Raw genomic sequence first — 26,463 nt, 5'->3', positions numbered from 1 at the left:
AATAGTCACCGCGAATTTACACAAAATGACGCATAAAAACGCCCTGCAATCCATGAACCAGGACTTTTCCGCATTCAAGAAATAACCTTAACTCGCTGAAAAATAAAAATAAGCAAAAAAAAGCCCCGTCCGGAGACGGGGCTTTTCAGATAATCCTCAACCGGATAACCGGTTCAGAATATCGGCAGCTTACTGACCTTTAACTTCTTTCAGGCCGTTGAATGGCGCACGGTTGCCCAGCGCTTCTTCGATACGGATCAGCTGGTTGTACTTAGCAACACGGTCAGAACGGCTCATAGAACCGGTTTTGATCTGGCCCGCTGCAGTACCTACCGCCAGGTCAGCGATAGTGGCATCTTCAGTTTCACCTGAACGGTGAGAGATCACCGCAGTGTAGCCCGCGTCTTTAGCCATTTTGATCGCAGCCAGCGTCTCGGTCAGAGAACCGATCTGGTTGAATTTGATCAGGATGGAGTTAGCGATGCCTTTGTCGATGCCTTCTTTCAGGATCTTGGTGTTGGTCACGAACAGGTCGTCGCCCACCAGCTGGATTTTGTCGCCCAGCACTTCGGTCTGGTATTTGAAGCCAGCCCAGTCAGATTCGTCCAGGCCATCTTCGATAGAGACGATTGGGTACTGTTTGGTCAGGTCTTCCAGGAAGTGAGTGAACTCTTCAGAAGTGAAGGCTTTGTTGCCTTCGCCTGCCAGCACATATTTACCGTCTTTGTAGAATTCAGATGCTGCACAGTCCATTGCCAGGGTGATGTCTTTACCCAGAACATAACCCGCTTCTTTTACCGCTTCAGCGATAACAGCCAGTGCTTCTGCGTTAGAACCCAAGTTTGGCGCATAGCCACCTTCGTCACCAACCGCAGTGCCCATGCCTTTAGATTTCAGCACTTTTGCCAGGGTATGGAACACTTCAGAACCCATACGTACAGCTTCTTTCAGCGTTTTCGCGCCAACAGGCTGGATCATGAATTCCTGGATGTCGACGTTGTTGTCTGCGTGCTCGCCGCCGTTGATGATGTTCATCATTGGCAGTGGCATAGAGAACTTGCCTGGGGTGCCGTTCAGTTCAGCGATGTGCTCGTACAGTGGCATGCCTTTCGCAGCAGCAGCCGCTTTAGCCGCAGCCAGAGAAACAGCCAGAATGGCGTTAGCACCAAACTGTGATTTGTTCTCAGTACCGTCCAGATCGATCATGATCTTGTCGATATTGGCCTGGTCTTTGGCATCTTTGCCGGTAACCGCGTCAGCGATCGGACCATTAACAGCAGCAACAGCTTTAGTGACGCCTTTACCCAGGAAACGAGATTTGTCACCGTCACGCAGTTCCAGCGCTTCGCGAGAACCAGTAGAAGCACCTGATGGCGCCGCTGCCAGACCGACAAAGCCGCCTTCCAGATGCACTTCAGCTTCAACAGTCGGGTTTCCACGAGAGTCGATGATTTCGCGACCGATGACTTTAATGATTTTGGACATTAGTTTTTCCTCAGTACAAGTTAGCTTAAACTTAGACACACGGCTTGAAACCCTAAGATTTCAAGCCGTTATGAAAACACTTATTTTGCCAAACGCTTCTGGTACTCGCTGGCAGCTTTCACAAAGCCACTGAACAGCGGGTGCCCGTCCCGAGGTGTTGAGGTGAATTCCGGATGGAACTGACACGCAACAAACCATGGGTGGTCAGGGATCTCAATGATCTCAACCAGTTGGTCATCCCCAGAGCGACCTGCCACACGTAAACCGGCCGCTTCAATTTGCTTCAATAGCATATTGTTGACTTCATAACGATGACGGTGGCGCTCAACAATGGTGTCAGAACCATAGAGATTACGCACCAGGCTGTTATCCGTCAGCTGGCACTGCTGGCTACCCAGGCGCATGGTGCCGCCCAAATCGCTCTGCTCAGTACGCTGCTCAACGTTGCCTTCTTCATCACGCCATTCGGTAATCAGCGCCACAACCGGGTACTTACAGTCAGGAACGAACTCCGTTGAGTTCGCACCCTCCATATGTGCCACGTTACGGGCAAACTCCATCAATGCGACCTGCATACCGAGGCAAATGCCGAGGTAAGGAATATTGTTTTCGCGGGCATACTGCGCCGTCATCAATTTGCCTTCCACACCACGATAGCCGAAACCGCCAGGGATAAGGATAGCATCCAGATCCTTCAGCACTTCAACACCACGGGTTTCAACATCTTGAGAGTCGATCAGCTTGATATTCACCGTCACACGGTTTTTCAGACCACCGTGCTTCAGGGCTTCGATCACTGATTTGTACGCATCCGGCAGTTCGACATATTTACCGACCATCCCGATGGTCACTTCACCACCTGGATTCGCTTCCTGATAAATCACCTGCTCCCACTCGCCAAGGTTGGCTTCCGGAGCATTCAGATTGAAGCGTTTGCAGATAAAGTCATCCAGGCCCTGCGATTTCAGCATGCCAGGAATTTTGTAGATGGAGTCGACATCTTTCAGTGAGATAACGGCTTTTTCCGGCACATTACAGAACAGCGCAATCTTAGCGCGTTCGTTAGCGGGAACCGCGCGGTCAGAACGGCAAATCAGCACATCGGGCTGAATACCGATAGACAGCAGCTCTTTCACGGAATGCTGGGTTGGCTTCGTTTTCACTTCGCCCGCCGCGGCCATGTACGGCACCAGCGTCAGGTGCATATACATGGTGTGCTCACGGCCCACATCCACCGCCATCTGACGAATGGCTTCCAGGAATGGCAGTGATTCGATATCACCCACGGTGCCACCAATTTCCACCAGCACGACATCATGGCCTTCGCCACCTTCAATGATGCGTTCTTTGATGGCATTGGTAATGTGCGGGATCACCTGAATGGTCGCACCCAGATAGTCGCCACGACGCTCTTTGCGCAGGACTTCTGAATAGATACGGCCTGTGGTGAAGTTGTTACGGCGGCTCATCTTAGTACGGATGAAACGCTCGTAGTGACCGAGATCCAGATCGGTTTCCGCGCCATCATCGGTGACATAAACTTCACCGTGCTGGGTTGGACTCATGGTGCCTGGGTCCACGTTGATGTACGGGTCCAGCTTCATGATGGTCACGTTAAGACCACGCGCTTCAAGGATAGCGGCCAGGGAAGCTGCGGCAATGCCTTTACCCAGAGAGGAAACGACCCCGCCGGTCACAAATATATAGTTCGTTGTCATGCTGAACCTGAGAATGTAGGTTTAAAGACGATGGAATGAATAACCAAGACGGGAAAATAGTATACCCGAAACACCCCGTTGCGACAATTGCTCGTTTCCGGTTGTGTGCTTACCACCGCATTTACCGCCATGAGATTACCTGAATATGCGCATCAGGAGGTTGACGCGCGTCACATTTTTGTTGAATCGTGTCAGCCAATTATTCCTGAGATTTCACAACCTGCCATGCGGCTTCCATCTGTTCGAGGGTCGCCTGCTGCATTTCCATCCCCCCTGCAGCAATAATCTGCTCAACCTGGCGAAAACGACGTTCAAACTTGGTATTGGCCTTCTGCAATGCAGTTTCGGCTTTACTGCCGAGGTGCCGTGACAGGTTGACCGTGGCAAACAGCAGATCGCCAATCTCTTCTTCCAGCTTGTCCTGATCGATGACCGCCTGCTGCGCTTCATGCATCACTTCATCAATCTCTTCATGCACTTTATCGAGCACCGGTCCAATCGTGGTCCAGTCGAAGCCCACGTGACTGCAACGCTTCTGGATTTTGTGAGCACGCATCAGAGCAGGCAAGGCATGTGGGATATCATCCAGCGCCGAATGCTGTGCTTTTCCGGCACGCTCATCGCTTTTAATTTTTTCCCAGTTGACCAACACCTCAGCACTGTCGCTGACCTGCGCATCGGCAAAGATATGCGGATGGCGGCGTTCCAGTTTATCGCTGATCGCATTGCAGATATCGTCGAAGTTAAAGCGCCCCTCTTCCTGCGCCATCTGAGCGTAAAACACCACCTGGAACAGGAGATCACCCAGCTCACCGCGCAGATCGTCAAAATCAGCGCGGTTAATCGCATCAATCACTTCGTAGGTTTCTTCGAGGGTATAAGGGGCAATAGAGGCAAAAGTCTGCTGGCGATCCCACGGGCAGCCGTGTTCCGGATCGCGCAGGGTTTTCATGATGCCCAGCAGGCGATCGAGAGAAGTCATAGTGTATTCCATGTTGAATTAGGAGGGCGACGCATGCGTCGCCCCTACGATCGAACCGGGCACCAGGGGCCGGGCATGCCCGGCCCGGTTAATGCAATCTCTTAGCGTCGATGATATCCGGGACCTGGTTAAGCCGTGCTATCACCCGGCTCAACACCTGCTGGTTATAGATCTCAATATCCATATCAATCGTCGCCAGCTGCTTTTTGGTGTCACTGTGGCTGGATACGCCCAGCACGTTCACTTTTTCATTGGCCAGGATGGTGGTGATATCGCGCAACAGGCCGCTGCGATCGTTCGCGGTAACACGCACCACCAAGGAATAACCGCTGGAATAAGTCTCACCCCAGACCGCATCGACGATACGTTCCGGTGCATGAGACATCAGATCCGCCAACTGGTCACAGTCGGCACGGTGAATCGAAATTCCGCGTCCCTGGGTAATAAACCCGGTGATATCGTCACCCGGAATCGGCTGGCAGCAGCGCGCAATGTGGTGCATCAGATTACCGACCCCTTCCACCACCACGCGGCCGCTCTCTTTGCTACGAGGTACGCTGTTAGAGGTTTTCTGCGTCAGTTTTTGCAGCGCTTCACGATCTTCTTCCTCAGCGCTTGGCTTGTTCAGCTTCGACTGCAGGAAGTTGCTCATCTGGTTGAGACGGACATCGCCACCACCAATCGCGGCCAGCAGCTCATCCAGCGTGTTGAAGTTGTAGCGCGGTAGCAGCAGCTTCTCGGCATCTTTCAGATTGATATCAAGATGGTCCAGTTCGCTGTCGAGGATTTGACGCCCGGCAATAATATTCTTGTCACGATCCTGTTTGCGGAACCAGGCGTGGATCTTCGAGCGCCCCCGGCTGGTGGTGACATAGCCCAGGTTCGGGTTCAGCCAGTCCCGGCTTGGGTTCGGCTGCTTCTGAGTGATGATGTCAATCTGGTCGCCCATCTGCAGCTGATAGGTGAACGGCACAATGCGCCCGCTGATTTTCGCGCCGATGCAACGGTGGCCGATATCGCTGTGGATATGGTAAGCAAAGTCCAGCGGTGTGGACCCGGCCGGCAGATCGACCACATCCCCTTTCGGCGTAAAGACATAAACCCGGTCGTCGAACACCTGGCTGCGTACTTCGTCGAGCAACTCGCCGCTGTCCGCCATCTCTTCCTGCCAGGTAATCAGCTTACGCAGCCAGGCAATACGTTCTTCGTGGCCGGAAGCCCCGCGAGCGCTGCCACTTGCTGCACCCTCTTTATATTTCCAGTGCGCGGCAACGCCCAGCTCGGCATCTTCATGCATCTGGCGGGTACGGATCTGAATCTCGACGGTTTTACCCTTTGGCCCGAGAACCACGGTATGAATAGACTGGTAGCCGTTCGGCTTAGGGTTGGCAACGTAGTCGTCAAATTCGCTCGGTATATGGCGGTACAGAGTATGGACGATACCCAGCGCACCATAACAGTCCTGCAAACGCTCAGCCACGATGCGCACCGCGCGCACATCGAACAACTCATCAAACGACAGCGACTTTTTCTGCATCTTGCGCCAGATGCTGTAGATATGTTTTGGGCGACCATACACCTCGGCCTTCACGCCCTCTTTCACAATCTCCGTGCGCAGCGACTGCACGAAAGTATCAATGTAGTCTTCCCGATCGATACGACGCTCGTGCAGCAGTTTGGCAATACGTTTGTATTCATCAGGATGCAGATAACGGAAGCAGAAGTCCTCCAGCTCCCATTTAAGCTGGCCGATACCCAGGCGGTTTGCCAGCGGAGCATAAATATTGGTGCACTCTTTTGCCGCCAGGACGCGTTCATCTTCCGGCGCGTCTTTCACTTCACGCAGGTGGGCAATACGCTCCGCCAGCTTAATCACCACACAGCGGAAATCTTCCACCATCGCCAGCAGCATGCGGCGCACGTTATCGACCTGCTCTGAGGCCATCGAATCATTGTGGGTCGCTTTTAACTGACGGATGGCATCCATATCGCGCACGCCATGCACCAGCGAGACAATGGCTTTACCGTGCTGCTCTTCCAGAACCTCTTCGCTCACCACGTTGGCATCGGCCAATGGGAACAGCAAAGCGGCACGCAGCGTTTCGTTGTCCATGCTGAGCATTGAGAGGATTTCTACCATCTCGACGCCACGCCACAGTAACAGTGCTGCGTCAGGATGATTTTTGGTCGCTGTTTCACAATAGCGCCAGGTATCGGCCAGTCGTTCACATGACTGCTGGTTGGAGATCCCCAGACTGGTGATCCATTGGTCGAGCGCAAACTCGCCAGCTGTATTCAGATGTGCACTTCTTACCGCAACCATATCCTCTCCTGGAATAGCCTCTGTTCAGGCCTTATTTTCAGCTAAACAGCACCATGGATCTTCGCCGTACACAGTGACGCCGTTGTTTTCAGATTATTGAATCCCGCATTATACGCAGCCTTCACGACTATTGCTGCAACGCCTTCCACACCTGCGACATTTTCAGCCATTTTTCCTGGCGTCTGAGCCCAATTTCTCATTTCAAAAGCACATTTCATCGGTGTGTGGCGATACAGTCAGCTGCTATAGCTTAGGCTTATGCGAAAACTGTTCCAGTTTTTAAAAAAAAATTTATCATTCTGCGTTACTGAGCAGGAAGAACTGATACAAGCCTTTGCCTGCCCCTGTTCGTGACGTTCATGCCAATGTCCTGCCACAAAGCGTGGCGCTGAACGCTATCATCAATCTGAAATGACGCCTTATGTTCACGCTTCACGATGGGGCAACACAATCTTTCAGGGTAGAATTTCATCATTGTTTCTTTGTGATTCACACGTCATCATTATCGGCAGGAAAATCGGGTATTGCCTGCCTCTGAACACAGCGCCAGTTGGACGGCACAGAGCGAAACACCGCGCACAGGGAATATTATGACCAAATACAGCCTGCGGGCTCGAATGATGATTTTGATTCTGGCACCCACGCTGATGATTGGGCTGCTGCTCTCCACGTTTTTCGTCGTGAACCGATATAACGAATTACAGAGCCAGCTCACCGATGCCGGGGTCAATATTATCGAACCGCTGGCGGTCTCAAGTGAATATGGCATGACCTTTCACAGTAAAGAGTCCGTGCGCCAACTGGTCAGCCTGCTGCATCGCCGTCATTCAGATATTGTGCGGGCCATTTCGGTTTTCGACGATCACAATCAGTTGTTTGTCACGTCAAACTACCATCAGACGCCCGACCTGCTGCGCCTGCCGGACAACACGCCGTTAACCACTCGCTATATGAAACAGCGCCACGGAAACTCCGTGATCCTGCGTACCCCCATCCTCTCCGAAAGCTATTATCCGGATGAATCGCCGGGCCAGGATGCGAAACCCAATGGTAATCCCCTCGGTTATGTCGCCATTGAGCTGGATCTGCAATCCGTCAGGCTACAGCAGTATAAAGAGGTGTTTATCTCTACCCTCTTGCTGCTGCTTTGCCTGTGTATTGCCATGCTGTTTGCCTACCGTCTGATGCGCGATGTCACCGGGCCGATCCGCAATATGGTGAGTACCGTTGACCGCATCCGCCGTGGCCAGCTAGACAGCCGCGTAGAAGGGCATATGCTGGGTGAACTCGATGTGCTGAAAAACGGCATCAACTCGATGGCCATGTCTCTTACCGCCTATCACGAAGAGATGCAGCAAAATATCGACCAGGCTACCTCTGACTTGCGTGAAACGCTGGAACAGATGGAGATCCAAAACGTCGAGTTGGATCTGGCTAAAAAACGCGCCCAGGAAGCCGCGCGTATTAAATCAGAGTTCCTCGCCAATATGTCACATGAGCTGCGCACGCCGTTAAACGGCGTGATTGGCTTTACCCGCCAGACGCTCAAAACCACGCTGAATTCCACCCAGCGCGATTATCTTCATACCATTGAACGATCGGCGAATAACCTGTTAAGCATCATTAACGATGTGCTCGACTTCTCAAAACTTGAAGCCGGAAAATTAATACTGGAGACCATCCCCTTCCCGCTGCGTGCCACGCTGGATGAAGTGGTGGTTCTGCTGGCGCAGTCCGCACATGAGAAAGGACTGGAGCTCACGCTTAATATCCAGAGTGACGTGCCGGATAATGCCATTGGCGATCCGCTGCGCATGCAGCAAATCATCGTCAACCTGCTCGGCAACGCAATCAAGTTCACCGAACGTGGCAATATTGATATTCGCGTGGAGAAACGCGCCCTGAGTAATAACCGTATGGAGCTGGAAGTTCAGATTCATGACAGCGGCATCGGGATTTCAGAAAAGCAGCAGTCGCAGCTGTTTCAGGCGTTTCGTCAGGCGGATGCCAGTATTTCGCGCCGTCACGGCGGCACCGGGCTGGGTCTGGTGATCACTCAGAAACTGGTTAATGAAATGGGCGGCGAAATCTCGTTCCACAGCCGCCTCAATCACGGTTCCACCTTCTGGTTCCACGTTAATCTGGCCCTGAATCCGAACGCTGCCAGTGATCCACGGGTGATGGATTGCATCGAAGGCCAGCGCATGGCTTATGTCGAACCCAACGCCACGGCCGCGAAAGCGCTGATGGAGATGCTGGCCGCAACGCCAATGAACATCAGCTACAGCCCGTCACTGAGTGAACTTCCGGAAGCACACTATGATGTGCTGCTGATGGGCGTTCCGGTAGCTGACCCGCAAAATCTTGAGATCACCGGAGAACAGCTGACGCCAATACTACAACGTGCTAACAGCGTCATTATGGCTCTGCCATTCCAGATGCAGGTTTATGCGGAAGAGCTCAAAGCACGCGGTGTGACGGCCTGCCTGATTAAACCGATATCCATGACCCGTCTGATCCCCGTTCTGGTCGATCATCATCACCGTGATGCCCTGCCACTGACCGAACGGCACCGTCTGCCGCTGCGTGTGATGGCGGTGGATGATAACCTGGCTAACCTGAAGCTGATTGGAGCACTGCTGGAAGAGCAAGTCGCGCACATTGTGCTGTGTGACAGTGGTGAAGCGGCGATTAATCAGGCGCGTCATCAGCATCTGGATATTATTTTAATGGATATTCAGATGCCGGAGATCGACGGCATTCGTGCCAGTGAAGCCATTCGTACCCTGCCACAGCACGCCAATACACCGATAGTGGCGGTCACGGCGCACGCACTGGATGGCGAAAGGGAACAGCTGATCAAAGCCGGGATGAACGATTACCTCGCCAAACCTATCGATGAGCATAAACTGAGTCGACTGCTGGCACGCTATTCACCGGGCGGGCAACGCATGTCGCTGCCGGTGATTGAAGTACCGGCGTCCCTCGACTGGGCACTCGCGTTACGTCAGGCGGCGAATAAACCCGATCTGGCACGCGATTTGTTGCAGATGCTGGTGGATTTCTTACCGGAAGTTCAGATGCTGATAGAGCAATATATGACGGAGAATAATACAACTTCACTGCGCGATATCATCCATAAACTGCATGGCAGCGCCAGCTACAGCGGAGTACCACGCATGAAGCAACTCTGCCTGGCACTGGAACAAAGCCTGCGTCAGAGTGAGGATATCACTCAGGTAGAGCCTGAATTGTTTGAGCTGTTGGATGAGATGCAGAACGTGGCACGGCTGGCGAAGGAGCGGCTAAAACTGTAGGTTCGGGATCCGCTGCGAGGCGGGCCTGCATTGCAGACCCGCTCATCAATTATGCAATGAGCTTAGCCCACTGCTCAACCCACGGAGAGGTGACCTCTTCCGGCTCCGGGTTTTCCGTGGCATCCACCAGCAGCATCTCACCCACGCGGATAGCACTTTGATCCTGTAACAGGTCAGCAAATTTTTTGCCGCCGCCGCAGAACTCATCATAGCTGCTATCGCCCAGCGCGATAATGCCGTAACGCAGCTCAGGCTGGTAACCCAACTTATCTTTGATGCCAGCGTAAAGGGAAGCAATGCTGTCCGGCAGATCGCCTTGTCCAGTGGTTGACGTGATCACCAGCACGGCTTTCTGCGCATAGTGCTGCCAGTCTTCCAACGTGGGATCTTCAAAAATCTTCACCTGATGGCCCGCCGCAACCAGCAGTGGTTCAGCCTCTTCGGCCACCAACAGGGCATTACCGTAAACGGTGCCAACAAAAATGCCTACCTCAGCCATGCTCTTCTCCATTTTGGAATGCTTATCGTTGTTCACTATCCTGCGGGCTTTCCGTCGCGAACTCAACCCGTGGAATATCAGGGAGACAGTGCTGCCAGTCGAACTGCGTCATCGCCGTTTGCCAGACGTCATCCAGCCCGGCACGCAGCACCAATGGCACCTGGGTTACCGGGTGCGCCAGGCATAGTTCGCTGGCGTGCAGCATAAGTCGGTTCATCCCGAAGTTTGCCGCAGCACTGCGATTCTGCTTCAAATCGCCATGGGCGCTATCGCCGATAATCGGGTGGCGCAGATGGGTCATATGACGACGCAACTGATGCTTACGCCCGGATTCCGGTTTCATCTCTACCAGAGAATAGCGCGAGGTTTGATAAGGGCCGACGGGCACGGGCAGTTCGGCAGTGGCCAGCCCACGCCAATGGGTGACGGCCGACTGCGGCGCTTTTTCAGGCTGGCTAAACTTATCCGCAATTTTGTCCAGTTCTTCGGTCAGCGCATAGTCCAGTACCTCATCACCTTCCAGCCAGCCGCGTACCACGGCATGATAGGTTTTCTGCAACTGATGCTGTTCAAATTGTTCTGACAATAAACGCGCCACATCACTCGACAGCGCCATCAGCAGTACGCCGGACGTTGGCCGATCCAACCGGTGCACGGTAAACACGTGCTGGCCAATCTGGTCTCGCACCGTTTGCATCACAAAACGGGTTTCATGACGGTCCAGCCAACTGCGGTGAACCAGCCAGCCGGACGGCTTATTCACCGCCACCAGCCACTGATCCTGATAAATAATTTCCAGCATCAGTTTTGTGACTCAAATAACTGGTCAAAGGCATTTAAAAGGTGCAACAGTTGCGCACGCTCCGGGATCTCACCTTCCAGCCACACTTCATAGTAAGGCGCTATCGCCAACGTTGTCGGCAGCGGCGCACCGGCATCCAGCAGCGCCTGCATGCGCGGCAGGAATATCCATTGCAGCCATTGTAATGGCGTCATGGTATCGACGCAGAAAGGTTCTGTGCTGGCAAACGCCTCACTATTTGGGGCAATAGCCTGCCATAAACCCGCCTGTTTAAGCTGCGTTTCAATGGCCAGCAACCGTTCCTGCACCTGTTGTTCACGGCTCATGAGCAACCTCCTGATTAAGCGTTGGGGATAAAGGTCGCAAAGCATAGCATCCGCACCGTGCCGGGTAAAAATTTCAACGAAAAAAGGGGCACTGTATATACAGTGCCCCTGGTCCGTTTGCAGCGTTCCAGCTACATTTATGCTCCCTGCTCATCCTTGAAAACTATTCCTGACACTCTCCATAGCGTGCACCATCCTGATGCGAATCCTTTGACGTCCATGATCACCGACTACCTTGTTCGGTCCACATTCTCCGTCCTGGAGGTGTCCTTTACCTCTCCCTGAGGTTTCCACGCTTCATCCGGAAGCCTTTCCCTGATACGTCATCCTGACGGGTCCAACTCATTCCATGAGCACATCGTCCTGATGTTCGTTCAACCCTGACTGTCCTTTGCGATGGGTGCTATTTTGCCTGTTCAGCATAAGCAAACAAGACACCCGTGCCAGTTTTTTACGCATCTCACAGGCGTGTTATCACAATCAGTACCCTAACGTGATGATCTACAATATTTTTACAATTAGAACGATTGATATGTCTGCATCAAAGGGATGCGATCTCTCACAGAGCACGTGAGACATCTCGCACAAAATGAACGGGCAAACTCTCAGCAACGTTCGCTAAGGGGTTGTAAAGAAATAAGAAAATTCTCAATTGAAGGGGAGATGACCTGCCGTTTTTGCGTTCCTAACTGCTCAATAATTACTTCGCCATTGAGATTACAAACCGACACCACCTCCAGTTCAGACTCCGTAGTAGCAATAAACAGAGTAGGAGAGTGTTTAAGACGACGCTTCATCACCAGGTGCCCAATCAGATTTTCCTGCACGCGCACAAAATCGTCTTCACTCCACACCTGTACCAAAGACACCTGGTGTCCGGCATAAGTTCCCATCATGTCACCGGCAAATTGTGCGGTATAGAATCCGGTGATCGAGGGCTGCAAGCTGATATCCAGTGCACGTTCAACGGCATCCAGGTTTTTTGCCAGCGTAAAGGGCTGTGGCTGCCACCAGACTTCATCATTATGGGTGGCGGTGACGCAAGGCGAGGGAATGCCGTACAGATCGGCGCTCGCCGGTGCATGACCATGCTGCTGCTGCCAGAGATCGCAATAGCGCTGGCTAAAATCGCGTAGGGCCTGGGAGGTTTCTTCGATCATTATTTTTTCACTCTTTGCTGGCTGGGTTACACTGACAACCTGGTGTGCACATCGGTACACGACACTCTTCAAGCTGCCTGCCACGGCGGGCACCCTAAAGTAACACAAGGTAACACCATGTCTTCATACGACCATCATCAGGCACTGGAAGGCCTGACTCTGGGGAAACCCACAGAATATCACGACAGCTATCAACCAGAGCTGTTACAGGCTGTCCCGCGTAGCCTGAACCGTGAACCGCTGGGCCTGTATCCCGATAATCTGCCGTTCAGCGGCGCGGATATCTGGACGCTGTACGAACTGTCCTGGCTGAACAGTAAAGGGCTGCCGCAGGTGGCGCTGGGTGAAGTCACTCTGGATGCCGGCAGCGTTAATCTTATTGAATCCAAAAGTTTTAAACTGTATCTGAACAGTTTTAATCAAACGCAATTTGCCGACTGGGGTGACGTCCGTCAGACGCTGGAACGCGATCTCAGTGACTGTGCTGCGGGTAAAGTTAGCGTTGCGCTATTCCGCCTGCAAGAGATTGAAGGCCAGCCCATCGGCCGTTTCAACGGCGAATGCATTGATGAGCAGGACATTGTGATTGATCACTATCAGTTCAATGCCGACTATCTGCGCGATGCCACCAGCAACGAACGCGTTGAGGAGCAACTGGTCAGCCACCTGCTCAAATCTAACTGTCTGATCACTAACCAGCCGGACTGGGGGTCAGTGCAAATCAGTTATCGTGGCCCGCGTATTCAGCGCGAGGCACTGCTCCGTTATCTGGTCTCATTCCGCCATCATAATGAGTTCCACGAACAGTGCGTCGAACGCATCTTTAACGATATTCTTCGTTACTGCCAGCCGGAGAGTCTGACTGTTTATGCCCGCTATACGCGGCGTGGTGGTCTGGATATCAATCCCTGGCGTACCAACGATAAGTTTGTCGCCAGCCGTTCAAGACTGGTCCGTCAGTAAATCGCCGATCGCAACGTTAAGCTATTGTTAAATATCAATGGAAAAGGCTACTCTGACAACGGGCAGCGACAGCGGCCCAAGGACATTTTGCTTTTGTGATCGTCACATCACGGAGTTACTGCACCCCTGCGGGTGTAAAGGAGTTCACTTGATTACACATGTCAGCCCTCTCGGCTCAATGGACCTGCTTTCACAGCTCGAAGTCGATATGCTGAAGCGCACGGCCAGCAGCGACCTCTACCAGTTATTCCGTAACTGCTCACTTGCCGTGCTGAATTCAGGCAGTCAAACCGACAGTAGCCACGAACTGCTTTCCCGCTTCGAAAGCTTTGATATTAACGTGCTGCGCCGTGAGCGCGGCGTCAAACTGGAACTGATCAACCCGCCAGAAGAGGCATTTGTTGACGGGCGAATTATTCGTGCGCTTCAGGCTAACCTGTTTGCCGTTCTGCGCGACATCTTGTTCCTCAACGGCCAGATCGATAACGCCGGGCGCTTCCAGCAGTTGAAAGCGGAAGATCCCGTCCATATCACCAACCTGGTTTTCTCTATTCTGCGTAACGCGCGAGCGCTGCACGTAGGAGAAGAGCCCAATACCGTAGTGTGCTGGGGGGGGCACTCAATCAACGCCGTTGAATACCAATACTGCCGCAACGTTGGCTCCCAGCTTGGCTTACGTGAACTGAATATTTGCACCGGCTGCGGGCCGGGTGTAATGGAAGCACCGATGAAAGGGGCGGCAGTGGGCCATGCCCAGCAGCGCTACAGAGATAGCCGTTTCATCGGTCTGACCGAACCCTCGATCATTGCTGCCGAACCGCCTAACCCACTGGTGAATGAACTGATCATCATGCCCGATATCGAAAAACGCCTGGAAGCGTTTGTGCGTATCGCCCACGGCATTATCATCTTCCCCGGCGGGGTCGGAACAGCTGAGGAGCTGCTCTATCTGCTGGGTATCCTGATGAACCCACACAACCATGACCAGGTTCTGCCGCTCATCCTCACCGGGCCAAAAGAGAGTGCCGACTACTTCCGCGTGCTGGATGAGTTCATTGTCAGTACCCTGGGGGATGACGCGCGCAAGCACTACACCATCATTATTGATGATGCGGCCGAAGTGGCACGTTTGATGAAAAAAGCGATGCCGAAAGTGAAAGAGTATCGCCGCGAAACGGGCGATGCTTACAGTTTCAACTGGGCATTACGCATTGCGCCCGACCTGCAAATGCCCTTTATGCCAAGCCATGAAAATATGGCAAACCTCAATCTTTCTCCCGAACAGCCTGCCGAACAGCTGGCAGCTGCACTGCGTCGGGCGTTCTCCGGTATCGTGGCCGGTAACGTGAAAGATGTGGGCATCAAGGCCATCAAAGAGAAAGGGCCGTACAAACTGCACGGTGACCCGGAAATCATGCGTCGCATGGATGATCTGCTGCAAGGATTTGTCGCGCAGCACCGTATGAAGCTGCCGGGCAGCGCGTATATCCCCTGTTACGAAATCATTAAGTAAAGAGCGGCCTGCGGGCCGCTCAGGGTTATCTGATGATACATCTGTTAATTATCGATGCGCTGAATCTGATTCGGCGCATTCATGCGGTTCAGGGCTCCCCTTGCCAGGAAACCTGCCTGAATGCCCTGCAACAATTGTTGCTCCACACACGCCCAACGCACGCCGTGGCCGTTTTTGATGATGATGATCGCAGCGACAGCTGGCGCCATCAGATCCTGCCTGATTACAAAGCGGGACGTTCACCGATGCCGGATGCCCTGCGTGACGAAATGCCGTTGCTCCGGGCTGCCTTTGCCAGTATTGGTGTAGCCAGCTGGCTCTCAAAAGGCGATGAAGCTGACGATCTGGCCGCAACGCTGGCCAGCAAGGTCGCCTCCGCAGGCCATCAGGCGACGATTGTGTCGACCGACAAAGGCTACTGCCAGTTGCTGGCACCGACTATCCAAATTCGTGATTACTTCCAGAAACGCTGGCTGGATGTGCCTTTTATTGCCGCAGAATTTGGCGTGGCTCCGGCACAGCTGACCGATTACTGGGGGCTGGCGGGGATCAGCAGCAGCAAAATTCCCGGCGTTGCGGGCATTGGGGCCAAAAGTGCCAGCCAGCTACTGCAACAGTTCGGCAGTCTGGCGCAGATTTATCAGCAGTTGGATCGCGTGCCGGAAAAATGGCGCAAAAAACTGGCCGAACATCAGCAGATGGCGGAAATCTGTCAGCAGGTGGCAACGCTTAAAACGGATTTAGTGCTGGAAGGGAATCTGAAGGATCTGCGTTTGCCGTAGGGTCGGGCTCGTTTAACAACGGGCGAGGCATGCCTCGCCCCTACATTCTGGATTATTTTTCGTCGCGGCGGCCCGGCGCAGCGCTCCAGATGCGGCGGATATGTACCGTTACTTCTTCACGATCGTGATAAAGCTGACGCGCCTGAATCTGTGCATTAATGCCATTTTCTTTCAGCTTTTCATCGATCATCGCCAGGTTCTGCGAGACCTCTTCATAGCGTTTTTTCATCGGCAGCTTAAGGTTAAAGATCGCCTCACGACACCAGCCATTCACCAGCCAGTCCGCCATCAGATTTGCCACACGCACCGGTTTTTCTACCATGTCGCAGACCACCCAATAGTTATTGCTACGCGTTGGGCGATATTTGAAGCCGTCTTCACGCTGATGGAACACCTGCCCGGTATCCATCAGGCTCGGTGCCATCGGACCGTTATCTACCGCGTTAACCATCATGCTGCGCTGCACAAGCTGATAGGTCCAGCCGCCAGGACAGGCCCCCAGATCCACTGCCCACATCCCGCTGGCCAGGCGCTCATCCCACTCATCGGCAGGAATAAAGACATGGAAAGCCTCTTCCAGCTTGAGCGTGGAACGGCTTGGTGCATCGGAAGGGAACTTCAGGCGCGGAATGCCCATAAACAGCGCGGAATTATTCTGCGGCAGGGAATACCCTACATAACAGCAGCCAGAAGCGATAAAGAACACGTGAACCACCGGGCGCTTATTGCTTTCGTAGTTAAGCAGAATGCCTTCTTTACGCAGGCTGGCACGCAGCGGGACGGTAAACTTACGGCAGAACTTCAGCAGCTCTTTGCTGGCATTGGTGTCCGGCACTTCAACACGCAGATCGCCGCCCTTCTCTACCACTCCGGTCAGCATCCCCGCGACAGGTGAGATGCGATCCTCGGTGGGCAGGTCACGCAGCAGTTCACCCACCACGATCATCTGGCGGGAGAAAATCAGTTCGCTAAACGGCAGCTCATTGAGCAACTTTTCTGCTTCACCCTGCTGATAGCACTCAAACAGCACGTAGGCAGAGTCATCTTTCACGCGGGCGAAGCCATACACTTCGCGTTCAGCGGCTTTGGCGGTAATTTCGGCCGCACACTCTTTCTCAAAACCCTGACGGCAATACAGCAAAATTTTATTCATGGCGATCTGCCCTTTTTTTCAGACGCAGCGCGCCAACCAACATCAGAACCCACCCGATCAGGAAGCCAGTGCCGCCAATCGGGGTGATATAAACCCATAACTTCAGGTGGGACAGCGCCAGGCAGTAAAGGCTGCCGCTGAACAATACCGTACCCAGCGCTAAAAATGCGCTGCTCCAGTAAAACCAGATATTTGCACGGCGCAGCATCGCTGCTGCCATACCGAGTATCGCCAGGGTGTGAAACGCCTGATACTCCAGCCCGGTTTTAATCCAGGCCATCTCTGCGCTTCCCAGCGACTTGCTTAACACGTGGGCACCAAATGCCCCCAGCATCACGTAGAAGAATCCACTGATGGCGGAGAAAATCAGCATTGCACGACTGGACATGACACCATCCTCTATCCGGACAGGGAGGCCCCTCCCTGTCTCTTTATTCATTACCCCTGCCGCTCGGCGGCGAAGGCATCACGGTCAGTGTTCGTAGCGAAAGCGAAATTTTTCTTGTTCGCTGGCCGCTTTTGCCAGAATCCACTGACGGAAGGCGGCTATTTTACCCAGTTCTGCCTGACTGTCATGACAAACCAGATAAAAAGCATTTTTACTGACTAATACATCATTAAACGGGCACACTAACCTGCCCGCTTCAATCTCGCTCTGCGCCATCACGTTATTAGCCAGTGCAACGCCTTGTCCATGGATTGCCGCCTGGAGCACCATGGCACTGTGGCTGAAAATCGGCCCCTGCTGAACATTAATACTGTTCAGCCCCAGTTGTCGGGTATACGCCTGCCAGTCACGGCGTGATGCATCATGCAGTAAAGTATGGCCTGCCAGTGCCGCAGGCGACGTCAGCGGGCGATCGCCCGTTAACAGCAGCGGTGAACAGACTGGCAGCAGGTATTCCGCATAGAGTTTTTCCACCCGCAATCCCGGCCAGTTACCGCGTCCGTAGAAAATCGCCACGTCAACATCATCAGCCAGTTTCTCTTCATCGCGGTCCACGGCCTGGATACGAACGTCGATCCCCGGATAAGCTGAGTTAAAGCTGGTCAGTCTTGGCACCAGCCACTGAATGGCAAAACTCGGCAGCAAACTGACCGTCAGTGCGCCTTTTGCACTGCGGGCCTGTAGCTTGCGCGTGGCATCATTCAGTGCGGTGAAAATTTCTTTAATATCGAGGTAATAGCTTTGCCCTTCTTCCGTCAGCAGCAAAGATCGATTACGTCTACGGAACAGCTTAAGGCCCAGAAAGTCTTCCAGTGACTTGATTTGATGACTGACAGCGGCCTGAGTCACAAACAGTTCTTCTGCCGCTCGGGTAAAACTGAGATGACGCGCAGCAGCGTCAAAAACCCGCAGCGCATTCAAAGGTGGTAAACGTTTAGACATGATAGATGGGTACTTTTCATCAAGGCCGGGCGTTGCTCTGTTACACAGAGTTACGTATTAGTTTTTTTTATCCGAGGCATTATAAATTGTCCGTTGAGGAACTGCCAGCAAATACCTATAGTTGCGCCACTTCCTGAGCCGGAACGAAAAGTGTTTTGAAATTTGGTGCTAACGCGCGGAATTTTGAGGGGCTTTTGGCTTGTGTCGTGATGTTGTGTTTGCATTTGACCTGACGATTTTCAGGTCTGGTAGCCTGGCTACCTTTTATTCCTGTAGATTTACCCTGTCTGTCCATATTGATTGTTAATAGCACCGCCTGTGGCGGTGCTTTTTTTTGCCTGCGTTTTACTGGCCCATCTCAACCATCTCTTTGACATCAGAGCGGTTAATCTGCTGTTTTGACCCATTGGCATCTTTATAGCTGATCATCCCGGTATCATCGTCTACCATAGGTTTGCCCTCGGCAACGATAGTCCGGCCGTCATTGGTATGCATCACATAATTGCTTGAACAACCAGCCAGAGCTAATGTCATGGTGCAGGCTGCGATCACAGCGGCGAGCTTTTTCATTTTTATATCTCCGTGATGAGAAGAAGTACCCGATGAGCTGTCAAAATAACAATAGAAAAGGGTTTAACATCCTACTAAGACAGCGCTTCTATTTGCGGGTAAACACTATAAACAGTCATAATTCAGCATAACGCGCTTTTTCAGCTTTGCCAGAAAACCACATCTCTTTCAGTCTGGTCCTAAAAAGGCACGAACCATCCCAGAGGAACGCGTAAAAAGTATGACGTCATTTAACCCGCGGCACTTTCGCCAGCAGTTCCCCGCACTCAACGATGCCACCTGCTATCTCGACAGCGCAGCCACCGCGCTGAAACCGCTGGCGGTGATTGATGCCACGGAACAGTTTTATCGCCTGAGTGCGGGTACGGTCCATCGTAGCCAGTTTGCTGCCGCACAGCGCCTGACCGAACGTTATGAACAGGCCCGCGCACAGGTGGCACACCTGCTGAATGCCGCCAGCAGCCACAATATTGTCTGGACCAAAGGCACCACTGAAGCGATCAATCTGGTGGCACAAAGTTGGCTGCGCCCGCGCCTGCAAGCGGGGGATGAGATCGTGGTCAGCGAAGCGGAACACCACGCTAATCTGGTGCCCTGGCTGATGGTGGCAGAACAGACGGGTGCCCGCGTCGTCAAATGGTCGATTGGTAAAAACCGCCTGCCAGACCCCGATCTGCTCCCGGCACTGCTGAATGCACGCACACGTCTGGTGGCCGTGGGGCAAATGTCTAACGTCACTGGCGGTTGCCCTGACCTGCAACGGATCATCAGCCTTGCGCATGGCTGTGGTGCAAAAGTGATGGTCGATGGCGCCCAGGGCGTGGTGCACTGCCCTCCGGATGTACAGGCACTGGATATTGATTTTTATGCTTTTTCGGCACATAAGCTGTACGGCCCGATGGGCATTGGTGCGCTGTATGGCAAAGCCGAACGCCTGGCAGAAATGGTGCCCTGGCAGGGGGGCGGCAAGATGATAAGCAGCGTGACCTTCGAGGGATTTACCCCGCAACCCGTCCCGTGGTGCTTTGAAGCCGGCACCCCTAATGTGGCTGGCGTCATTGGCCTGAGTGCTGCGCTGGAGTGGTTAAGCCACATCGATGTAGCTGCCGCCGAGCGCTGGAGTTGTGAACTGGCGACACAGGCCGAACAACGTCTGTCGGCACTGCCCGGTTTTCGCAGCTATCGCGCCAGCCACTCCAGCCTGCTGGCATTTGATATTACGGGTATCCATCACAGTGACGTCGTGATGCTACTGGCCGAAAGCGGCATTGCCGTGCGCGCCGGGCAGCACTGCGCCCAGCCGTTGCTGGCCGCCCTGGGCGTCAGCGGGACATTACGTGCCTCCTTCGCCCCTTATAATACCGTTGAAGATGTGGACGCGCTGGTCGCGGCCATGACCACCGCCCTGACGCTACTGGCAGATTAATCATGAGTTTACCGCTTATCGCTTCGCATCCCTTTGGCACACTGATTACTCCGGACACACTGCGGGCGCAGTTTTCCCATTTCAGACAGTGGGAGGAGCGTTACCGCCAGCTGATCCTGCTGGGCAAACAGTTGCCCGCCCTGCCCGATGAACTGAGAAGTGCTGATATTGAGCTGACCGGATGTGAAAATCGCGTCTGGCTGGGGCATCAGCTGATGGCTGACGGGCGTCTGCATTTCTTTGGCGAGAGCGAGGGACGTATTGTGCGCGGGCTGTTGGCCGTACTGCTGACGGCTGTAGAAGGTAAAACAGCGACACAGTTACAACAGGACGATCCGCTGGCGCTATTTGAGCAGTTGGGATTAAAAGAACAGCTGAGCGCCTCACGCAGCGCCGGATTGCAGGCGATGGCCGATGCCGTGATGCGGGCGGTGAATGAATAATACGGCTGCTTGTAACCGTCGGGTCGATCATTTTTTCGATCGACCCGTGCAATAAAAGGCTGACCGAAACAGAAGATCAGCCTCTACGCTATTTATGCCTGACGCGCTGCTTTTGCCATCATTTTCTTCAGCACATGGGATACCGCGACAAAACCAAAGGTGGCGGTGACCATCGTTGCAGCACCAAACCCTGCCGCACAGTCCATACGCTTCGGGCCTTCTGCGGTGCTGCGCGACGCACATACCGAGCCATCCGGCTGCGGATACATCAACGCCTCGGTGGAAAACACGCAGTCGATTCCCAACTTACCTTTGCTGTTTCTGACGATATTGAAATCACTTTTGAGCCGCTCGCGCAATTTCGCCGCCAGCGGATCCTGAATGGTTTTTGCCAGATCGGCCACCTGGATCTGTGTGGGATCAATCTGCCCACCTGCGCCCCCGGTGGTCACCAGCGGCACTTTATTACGCCGACACCATGACAGCAGCGCTGCTTTGGGTCGCACGCTATCAATGGCATCAACCACATAACTGAAGTCCTTCCCAATCAGCTCCGCCGTATTCTCTGGTGTAATGAAGTCGTCAACACAGGTCACCCGGCATTCCGGATTGATCGCCAGCAGACGTTCAGCCATCACCTCGGTTTTCGCCCGGCCAACATTCTCTTTCAGCGCGTGAACCTGACGATTGGTGTTGGTGACGCAGACGTCGTCCATATCGATCAATGTGATCGCACCGATGCCGGTACGTACCAATGCTTCCGCCGCCCACGAACCAACCCCACCAATGCCCACTACACAGACATGCGCATCCGCAAAGAGCTGAAGCGCAGACTGGCCATAGAGGCGCGCCGTTCCGCCAAAGCGTTGCCGCCAGGCATCTGAAAGAACCATCATCTGTTATTCCTCGAAACCTATCCAAACACAGCGGGCCGCCTTCGCCGCCCGCTGTGGATTTACTGACTGACCAGTAAACCACTCTGAGAAGAACTATTCTGTGCAGAAGAGAATATCGGTGCGCCGGCGCCTGGGGCATTTTTCAGCACCCAGACGCGGCCATAATGGTTAAACCAGCCCGCCATATGCCCGGCATCGGGGCCGATTCCCTGGTATATGTCGAAGTGCTGCCCTTTAATGGCCCCCCCTACATCCAGCGACACCATTATACGCATCTCATATTTGCCGGTAAATTTACCGTTGTTATCCAGCAACGGAATCTCTGCCAGCAGCGCAGTACCCGGTGGGATCAACGCACGGTCAGCCGCGACCGAAGCTTTTGCCACCAGCGGCACCGCGCTGGCACCACGCACGGGCGCAAAGTTCTCAGGTTTAAAGAAGACAAAGGAAGGGTTCTGCTCCAGCAGTTCGCGCACCTCAGCCGGGCTGTGCGTTTCGCCCCACTGACGGATAGCCTGCATCGACATGTCTTCGCGCTTCACTTCACCGCGGTCGATCAGAACTTTACCGATACTGCGATAAGGATGGCCATTCTTACCACCGTAGCCGAAGAACGTCAGCGGACGCCCATCCCCGTAGTCAACATAGCCGCTGCCCTGCACATCCATAATAAAGTTATCCATCAGCGAATTGCTGTAGCCCGCGATAAAGCGTTCATCCAGCGCACCACTGTAGATTTCCGCCCGGCTTGGCAGCTTCCTGCCCTTACTACGCGGTGGCATACGGTATAAAGGATACTGGAATTCACCCTGGCGGGTGTAACGCGCCTGAATCACCGGGGTGTAGTAACCGGTAAACTGAACGTTGCCATAATTGTCGGTGCCTTCCATCTGATATGCATCCAGACCGAACTGGCGCAACTGACGAGTATCGCCCCCAGCCATCAGCCAGCTCTCGATGGCGCTATAGGTGCCGGACTGACGCGAATACATGCCCGCAGAGGAAAAACGGATTTGAGAAACCTGGTCGGCAAAGTCTTTGCCATTCACCGGGCGCCCCTTCGCGTTGGGCTGATTGACCAGCGCCAGCGGTTGATTCAGTGTCCCATCCTTATACTGTTGCCCACGATCGGTGGGTTTCGACGAACACCCCGCCAGCAGCGCCAGCAGCGTGCCGGTCACCAGATATTTTGCCCAACCTGCTTTCATGCCTTCTTTACCTTTATACGGGAACCCTGCGCGAAGATAGCAAAGGCACCGCCATAATTAAATGCGCCTTCTGAAAAAGACCTGAGGCATTTGTGCAACATTCCAGCATCTGAGCGTAAAAATCCATCACAACCACGATTTTAGCCACTTATCTGCAAAAAGGGGTTGCAAGAAAACCCATCAGGCGTATAGTGCGCAACCACGGACGCGGGATGGAGCAGCCTGGTAGCTCGTCGGGCTCATAACCCGAAGGTCGTCGGTTCAAATCCGGCTCCCGCAACCAATTAACTAAAGTCTGTAAGATTGAGTTAAGCAGTAAAGAAGATAGTTGTCGTGATGGAAGCGACAAACCACGCGGACGCGGGATGGAGCAGCCTGGTAGCTCGTCGGGCTCATAACCCGAAGGTCGTCGGTTCAAATCCGGCTCCCGCAACCAATTATCCGTCGTGGGTGGAAGTAAAAGTAGTTAAAGCGTTAATCGGACGCGGGATGGAGCAGCCTGGTAGCTCGTCGGGCTCATAACCCGAAGGTCGTCGGTTCAAATCCGGCTCCCGCAACCAATTAAACACCCTTAAGGGTGTTTTTTTGTATGTGTCGTTTGTCCCCCTCTTGCTGAATCACAGCGGAATCCTTTCCGCCCGTTGACTATTTATGCAGTGCCAGCGGCGCACCGTTAGCAAAATACGCTTTAATCCCTGCCAGAATGGAATCCGCCACCTGATGCTGAAAACGTGTGGTGCGTAATTTACGTTCCTCTTCGATATTGCTTATAAAGGCCGTTTCTACCAGAATCGAAGGGATATCCGGTGCTTTCAGTACCGCAAAGCCTGCCTGATCCACCGTCCGCTTATGCAGATGGTTAATTTTCCCCATGCGCGACAACACCTCTTTGCCAAACTTCAGACTGTCGTTAATCGTCAGGCTCTGCACCATATCGAACATGGTGTGGTCGAGGTAACGGTCGCCGCTTCTGCTAACGCCCCCAATCAGATCGGATTCATTCTGCGTCTGTGCCAGAAAACGGGCAGCGGTACTGGTTGCCCCTTTCGTCGACAGCGCAAACACCGATGATCCGCGTGCCGCACGGCTGGTAAATGCATCAGCATGAATCGAGATAAACAGGTCGGCACGCTGCTTGCGCGCTTTCGCCACACGCACTTTCAGGGGAATAAAGACATCCTCATTGCGCGTCATATAGGCACGCATGTTCGGCTGCTTATCGATCAGGGCCTTCAGCCGTCGGCCAATCTTCAGCACCACATCTTTCTCGCGCGTTTTATGCTTACCAACGGCCCCGGAGTCTTCACCGCCGTGGCCGGGATCGATCATGATGACAATGGGACGATCCCGACCCGCCTTACCGGGAAGCGGTGCGGCCGCTGGCTGGCTGCGTTCGAGATCGCCCTTGTTGTAATCTTCCAGCAATGCCAGTAGCGGATCATCATTGTGCTGTTGTGTTTGCACCGGATAGAGATCCAGTACCAGACGATTTTTGATCCCGGCAACCGGATCGAGCGTAAAAATACGCGGCGCAACGTTTTGCTTTAGCTCAAGCACCAGCCGGACGGTGTTTTGGTCGAACTGGCCGACACGCGCATTTTTAATATAGGGATCGTCCTGACGGACCAGATTGCCCACGCTATTCAGCGCCGAATTCAGCCGGATATTATCGATATCCACGACCACGCGATCGGGATTGCTGAGGGCAAACTGCTTATACTTAAGCGGCGTGTTGGACTCAATGGTCAGACGTGAATAAGTAGAAGAAGGCCAGAGGCGGATCGCGACCACATGGCCGCTGGCGGCCATGCCGACACGGCTGATGCTGAGTAACCAGGCTGCGCCTGCCCCTTGTAATAACCGCCGCCGGTTAAGTGAGGTTGAATCGGTCATGCCACTCCTGATGCGTTGCTGTGTTTAATAAAAAGCCAATAACAAAAATTTTGCAAAAACTTTAACGAATCCACCAGGCAGTGTCACCCAAAAAAAGCGAATAAATGCAGGGCATTAGCCACAGAGAAATGCGGTAGCAGGTGATAAGTAAGGATAAATGCCACTTGCACCCGGAGTGATAAAAGAATAAAAATACACTTTTACCGAATAATAATTCAAAGAGGGTTTGCCGTGAAGGAACGTAGTACCGAGCTGGTCCAGGGATTCCGCCATACAGTTCCCTATATCAACGCCCATCGTGGTAAAACGTTTGTCATTATGCTGGGTGGTGAAGCCATCGAGCATGAGAACTTCTCAAGCATCGTCAATGATATCGGCCTGCTGCACAGCCTGGGTATCCGCCTGGTCGTAGTGTATGGCGCCCGCCCGCAAATTGATGCCAGCCTCGCCGAGCGTAACCTCGAACCGCTCTACCATAAACATACCCGCGTTACGGATGCGCAGTCGTTGGAGCTGGTCAAACAGGCCGCAGGCCGTTTACAGCTGGATATCACTGCCCGCCTGTCGATGAGCCTCAATAACACGCCGTTACAGGGCGCACATATTAATGTGGTCAGCGGCAACTTTATTATTGCCCAGCCGCTGGGCGTGGATGACGGCGTGGACTACTGTCACAGCGGCCGTATTCGTCGTATCGATGAAGAAGCCATTCATCGCCAGCTGGACAGCGGTGCCATCGTGCTGATGGGGCCCGTCGCCGTTTCGGTCACCGGAGAGAGCTTCAACCTGACCTCTGAAGAGGTTGCCACCCAGCTGGCGATCAAACTGAAAGCTGAAAAAATGATCGGCTTCTGTTCCGAACAGGGCGTGACGAACAATGAAGGCAATATTGTTTCCGAGCTATTCCCTAATGAAGCGCAGAAGCGTATTGAAGAACTGGAAACCAGCGATGATTATCACTCCGGCACCGTGCGCTTCCTGCGTGGTGCCGTGAAAGCCTGCCGCAGCGGCGTGCGCCGTAGTCACCTGATTAGCTATCAGGAAGATGGCACCCTGTTGCAGGAGCTGTTCTCACGCGACGGTATCGGTACGCAGATTGTAATGGAGAGCGCCGAGCAGATCCGCCGCGCCACGATTAACGATATTGGTGGCATTCTGGAACTGATCCGCCCGCTGGAGCAGCAGGGCATTCTGGTGCGCCGCTCGCGCGAGCAGCTGGAAATGGAAATCGATAAGTTTACGATTGTTGAACGCGATAACCTGACCATCGGCTGCGCTGCACTTTATCCATTCCCCGAAGAGCAGATCGGTGAAATGGCCTGCGTGGCAGTACACCCGGATTACCGCAGTTCGGCACGCGGCGAGGCACTGCTGGAGCGCGTAGCGTTACAGGCACGCCAGATGGGGTTAAAAAAACTGTTTGTGCTGACCACGCGCAGTATTCACTGGTTCCAGGAACGTGGTTTTGTCCCGGTGGATATCGAACTGCTGCCGGAAAGCAAAAAACAGATGTACAACTATCAGCGTCGTTCCAAAGTGCTGATGGTCGACCTGCGGGAAGCCAACGCCCATACGCGGCAAAGTTAATCGCGCACCGCACGATTAACCGACGGG

22 protein-coding genes and 3 tRNA genes are annotated in these 26,463 nt (G+C 53.6%); 10 read left to right on the top strand and 15 right to left on the bottom strand.

From position 1 onward, the window contains the following. Positions 1 to 189: 189 nt before the first annotated feature. The 4 genes from eno to relA all read right to left on the bottom strand — a co-directional run bounded on the left by eno (position 190) and on the right by relA (position 6,508). Positions 190 to 1,485: a phosphopyruvate hydratase gene (gene eno, locus FY046_RS17150; protein ID WP_133846049.1), complete on the bottom strand. Its 1,296-nt coding sequence runs from the start codon at positions 1,483 to 1,485 to the stop codon at positions 190 to 192. Positions 1,486 to 1,565: 80 nt separating this feature from the next. Next, positions 1,566 to 3,203: a glutamine hydrolyzing CTP synthase gene (gene pyrG / locus FY046_RS17145; RefSeq protein WP_133846050.1), complete on the bottom strand. Its 1,638-nt coding sequence runs from the start codon at positions 3,201 to 3,203 to the stop codon at positions 1,566 to 1,568. Between the two features lie 199 nt (positions 3,204 to 3,402). Beyond that, on the bottom strand, positions 3,403 to 4,185 hold the full coding sequence (gene mazG, locus FY046_RS17140; RefSeq protein ID WP_171149563.1) for a nucleoside triphosphate pyrophosphohydrolase: 783 nt from the start codon (positions 4,183 to 4,185) through the stop codon (positions 3,403 to 3,405). An 88-nt stretch (positions 4,186 to 4,273) separates the two neighbouring features. After that, a complete protein-coding gene (gene relA / locus FY046_RS17135) occupies positions 4,274 to 6,508 on the bottom strand; it encodes a GTP diphosphokinase (RefSeq protein WP_133846052.1) in 2,235 nt (744 codons plus the stop codon). Between the two features lie 590 nt (positions 6,509 to 7,098). Here relA and barA point away from each other — a divergent pair. Continuing rightward, the gene (gene barA / locus FY046_RS17130) at positions 7,099 to 9,825 is read left to right on the top strand and encodes a two-component sensor histidine kinase BarA (protein ID WP_446186309.1); all 2,727 of its coding nucleotides are present in this window, start codon (positions 7,099 to 7,101) and stop codon (positions 9,823 to 9,825) included. Positions 9,826 to 9,874: 49 nt separating this feature from the next. Here barA and FY046_RS17125 read toward each other — a convergent pair whose 3' ends face one another. From FY046_RS17125 to syd, 4 genes are all read right to left on the bottom strand, one after another. Continuing rightward, positions 9,875 to 10,324 (bottom strand): flavodoxin, encoded by a 450-nt coding sequence (locus FY046_RS17125; protein ID WP_133846054.1) that lies wholly within the window; start codon positions 10,322 to 10,324, stop codon positions 9,875 to 9,877. 22 nt (positions 10,325 to 10,346) lie between these two features. Beyond that, a complete protein-coding gene (truC, locus tag FY046_RS17120; protein ID WP_133846055.1) occupies positions 10,347 to 11,126 on the bottom strand; it encodes a tRNA pseudouridine(65) synthase TruC in 780 nt (259 codons plus the stop codon). Next, positions 11,126 to 11,452, bottom strand: coding sequence for a YqcC family protein (locus FY046_RS17115; RefSeq protein ID WP_133846056.1), 327 nt, complete (start codon positions 11,450 to 11,452; stop codon positions 11,126 to 11,128). The genes truC and FY046_RS17115 overlap by 1 nt, the downstream gene beginning before the upstream one ends. 605 nt (positions 11,453 to 12,057) lie before the next feature. Beyond that, positions 12,058 to 12,612, bottom strand: a complete 555-nt coding sequence (gene syd, locus FY046_RS17110; RefSeq protein WP_159337937.1) for a SecY-interacting protein — start codon at positions 12,610 to 12,612, stop codon at positions 12,058 to 12,060. Positions 12,613 to 12,729: 117 nt separating this feature from the next. On the opposite strand from syd, the gene queF reads away from it, so the two are divergent. The 3 genes from queF (at position 12,730) to xni (ending at position 15,870) form a co-directional block, all read left to right on the top strand. Next, positions 12,730 to 13,575: an NADPH-dependent 7-cyano-7-deazaguanine reductase QueF gene (queF, locus tag FY046_RS17105; RefSeq protein ID WP_159337936.1), complete on the top strand. Its 846-nt coding sequence runs from the start codon at positions 12,730 to 12,732 to the stop codon at positions 13,573 to 13,575. A gap of 148 nt (positions 13,576 to 13,723) precedes the next feature. Continuing rightward, complete coding sequence (gene ppnN, locus FY046_RS17100) at positions 13,724 to 15,088, top strand: nucleotide 5'-monophosphate nucleosidase PpnN (RefSeq protein ID WP_171149562.1); 1,365 nt, start codon at positions 13,724 to 13,726, stop codon at positions 15,086 to 15,088. Between the two features lie 32 nt (positions 15,089 to 15,120). Further along, entirely contained in the window at positions 15,121 to 15,870 is a 750-nt protein-coding gene (gene xni, locus FY046_RS17095; RefSeq protein WP_446186308.1) for a flap endonuclease Xni, read from the top strand. Between the two features lie 52 nt (positions 15,871 to 15,922). Here the strand turns inward: xni and rlmM are convergent, their stop codons facing one another. The 4 genes from rlmM to FY046_RS17075 all read right to left on the bottom strand — a co-directional run bounded on the left by rlmM (position 15,923) and on the right by FY046_RS17075 (position 18,983). Then, a complete protein-coding gene (gene rlmM, locus FY046_RS17090; protein ID WP_133846061.1) occupies positions 15,923 to 17,023 on the bottom strand; it encodes a 23S rRNA (cytidine(2498)-2'-O)-methyltransferase RlmM in 1,101 nt (366 codons plus the stop codon). Further along, a complete protein-coding gene (locus tag FY046_RS17085; protein ID WP_133846062.1) occupies positions 17,016 to 17,411 on the bottom strand; it encodes a DUF423 domain-containing protein in 396 nt (131 codons plus the stop codon). Before FY046_RS17085 ends, rlmM begins: the two co-directional genes overlap by 8 nt. A gap of 84 nt (positions 17,412 to 17,495) precedes the next feature. After that, the gene (locus FY046_RS17080) at positions 17,496 to 18,413 is read right to left on the bottom strand and encodes a transcriptional regulator GcvA (RefSeq protein WP_159337933.1); all 918 of its coding nucleotides are present in this window, start codon (positions 18,411 to 18,413) and stop codon (positions 17,496 to 17,498) included. 345 nt (positions 18,414 to 18,758) lie between these two features. Then, positions 18,759 to 18,983, bottom strand: a complete 225-nt coding sequence (locus tag FY046_RS17075; RefSeq protein ID WP_133846064.1) for a YgdI/YgdR family lipoprotein — start codon at positions 18,981 to 18,983, stop codon at positions 18,759 to 18,761. A 220-nt stretch (positions 18,984 to 19,203) separates the two neighbouring features. Between FY046_RS17075 and csdA the strand changes: the two genes are divergently transcribed. Continuing rightward, positions 19,204 to 20,409 (top strand): cysteine desulfurase CsdA, encoded by a 1,206-nt coding sequence (csdA, locus tag FY046_RS17070; protein WP_133846065.1) that lies wholly within the window; start codon positions 19,204 to 19,206, stop codon positions 20,407 to 20,409. Positions 20,410 to 20,411: 2 nt separating this feature from the next. Continuing rightward, positions 20,412 to 20,852, top strand: a complete 441-nt coding sequence (csdE, locus tag FY046_RS17065) for a cysteine desulfurase sulfur acceptor subunit CsdE (RefSeq protein WP_159337932.1) — start codon at positions 20,412 to 20,414, stop codon at positions 20,850 to 20,852. 92 nt (positions 20,853 to 20,944) lie between these two features. On the opposite strand, the gene tcdA is transcribed toward csdE, so the two are convergent. Both tcdA and mltA read right to left on the bottom strand, forming a co-directional pair. Continuing rightward, on the bottom strand, positions 20,945 to 21,745 hold the full coding sequence (gene tcdA, locus FY046_RS17060; protein ID WP_171149576.1) for a tRNA cyclic N6-threonylcarbamoyladenosine(37) synthase TcdA: 801 nt from the start codon (positions 21,743 to 21,745) through the stop codon (positions 20,945 to 20,947). A gap of 62 nt (positions 21,746 to 21,807) precedes the next feature. After that, positions 21,808 to 22,956, bottom strand: coding sequence for a murein transglycosylase A (gene mltA, locus FY046_RS17055; protein ID WP_167863290.1), 1,149 nt, complete (start codon positions 22,954 to 22,956; stop codon positions 21,808 to 21,810). Between the two features lie 206 nt (positions 22,957 to 23,162). On the opposite strand from mltA, the gene FY046_RS17050 reads away from it, so the two are divergent. From FY046_RS17050 to FY046_RS17040, 3 genes are all read left to right on the top strand, one after another. Then, a tRNA-Met gene (locus FY046_RS17050) sits at positions 23,163 to 23,239 on the top strand. A gap of 76 nt (positions 23,240 to 23,315) precedes the next feature. Then, positions 23,316 to 23,392: transfer RNA gene (locus tag FY046_RS17045), tRNA-Met, on the top strand. Positions 23,393 to 23,439: 47 nt separating this feature from the next. Continuing rightward, a tRNA-Met gene (locus tag FY046_RS17040) sits at positions 23,440 to 23,516 on the top strand. Positions 23,517 to 23,601: 85 nt separating this feature from the next. Here FY046_RS17040 and amiC read toward each other — a convergent pair. Next, a complete protein-coding gene (gene amiC, locus FY046_RS17035) occupies positions 23,602 to 24,849 on the bottom strand; it encodes an N-acetylmuramoyl-L-alanine amidase AmiC (RefSeq protein ID WP_133846069.1) in 1,248 nt (415 codons plus the stop codon). Between the two features lie 231 nt (positions 24,850 to 25,080). Between amiC and argA the strand changes: the two genes are divergently transcribed. Continuing rightward, positions 25,081 to 26,436, top strand: a complete 1,356-nt coding sequence (argA, locus tag FY046_RS17030) for an amino-acid N-acetyltransferase (RefSeq protein WP_159337930.1) — start codon at positions 25,081 to 25,083, stop codon at positions 26,434 to 26,436. The last annotated feature ends 27 nt before the right edge of the window (positions 26,437 to 26,463 follow it).

The organism is Erwinia sp. 1181_3, from assembly GCF_052824965.1.
This window is presented reverse-complemented; position numbering and strand designations above follow the sequence as displayed.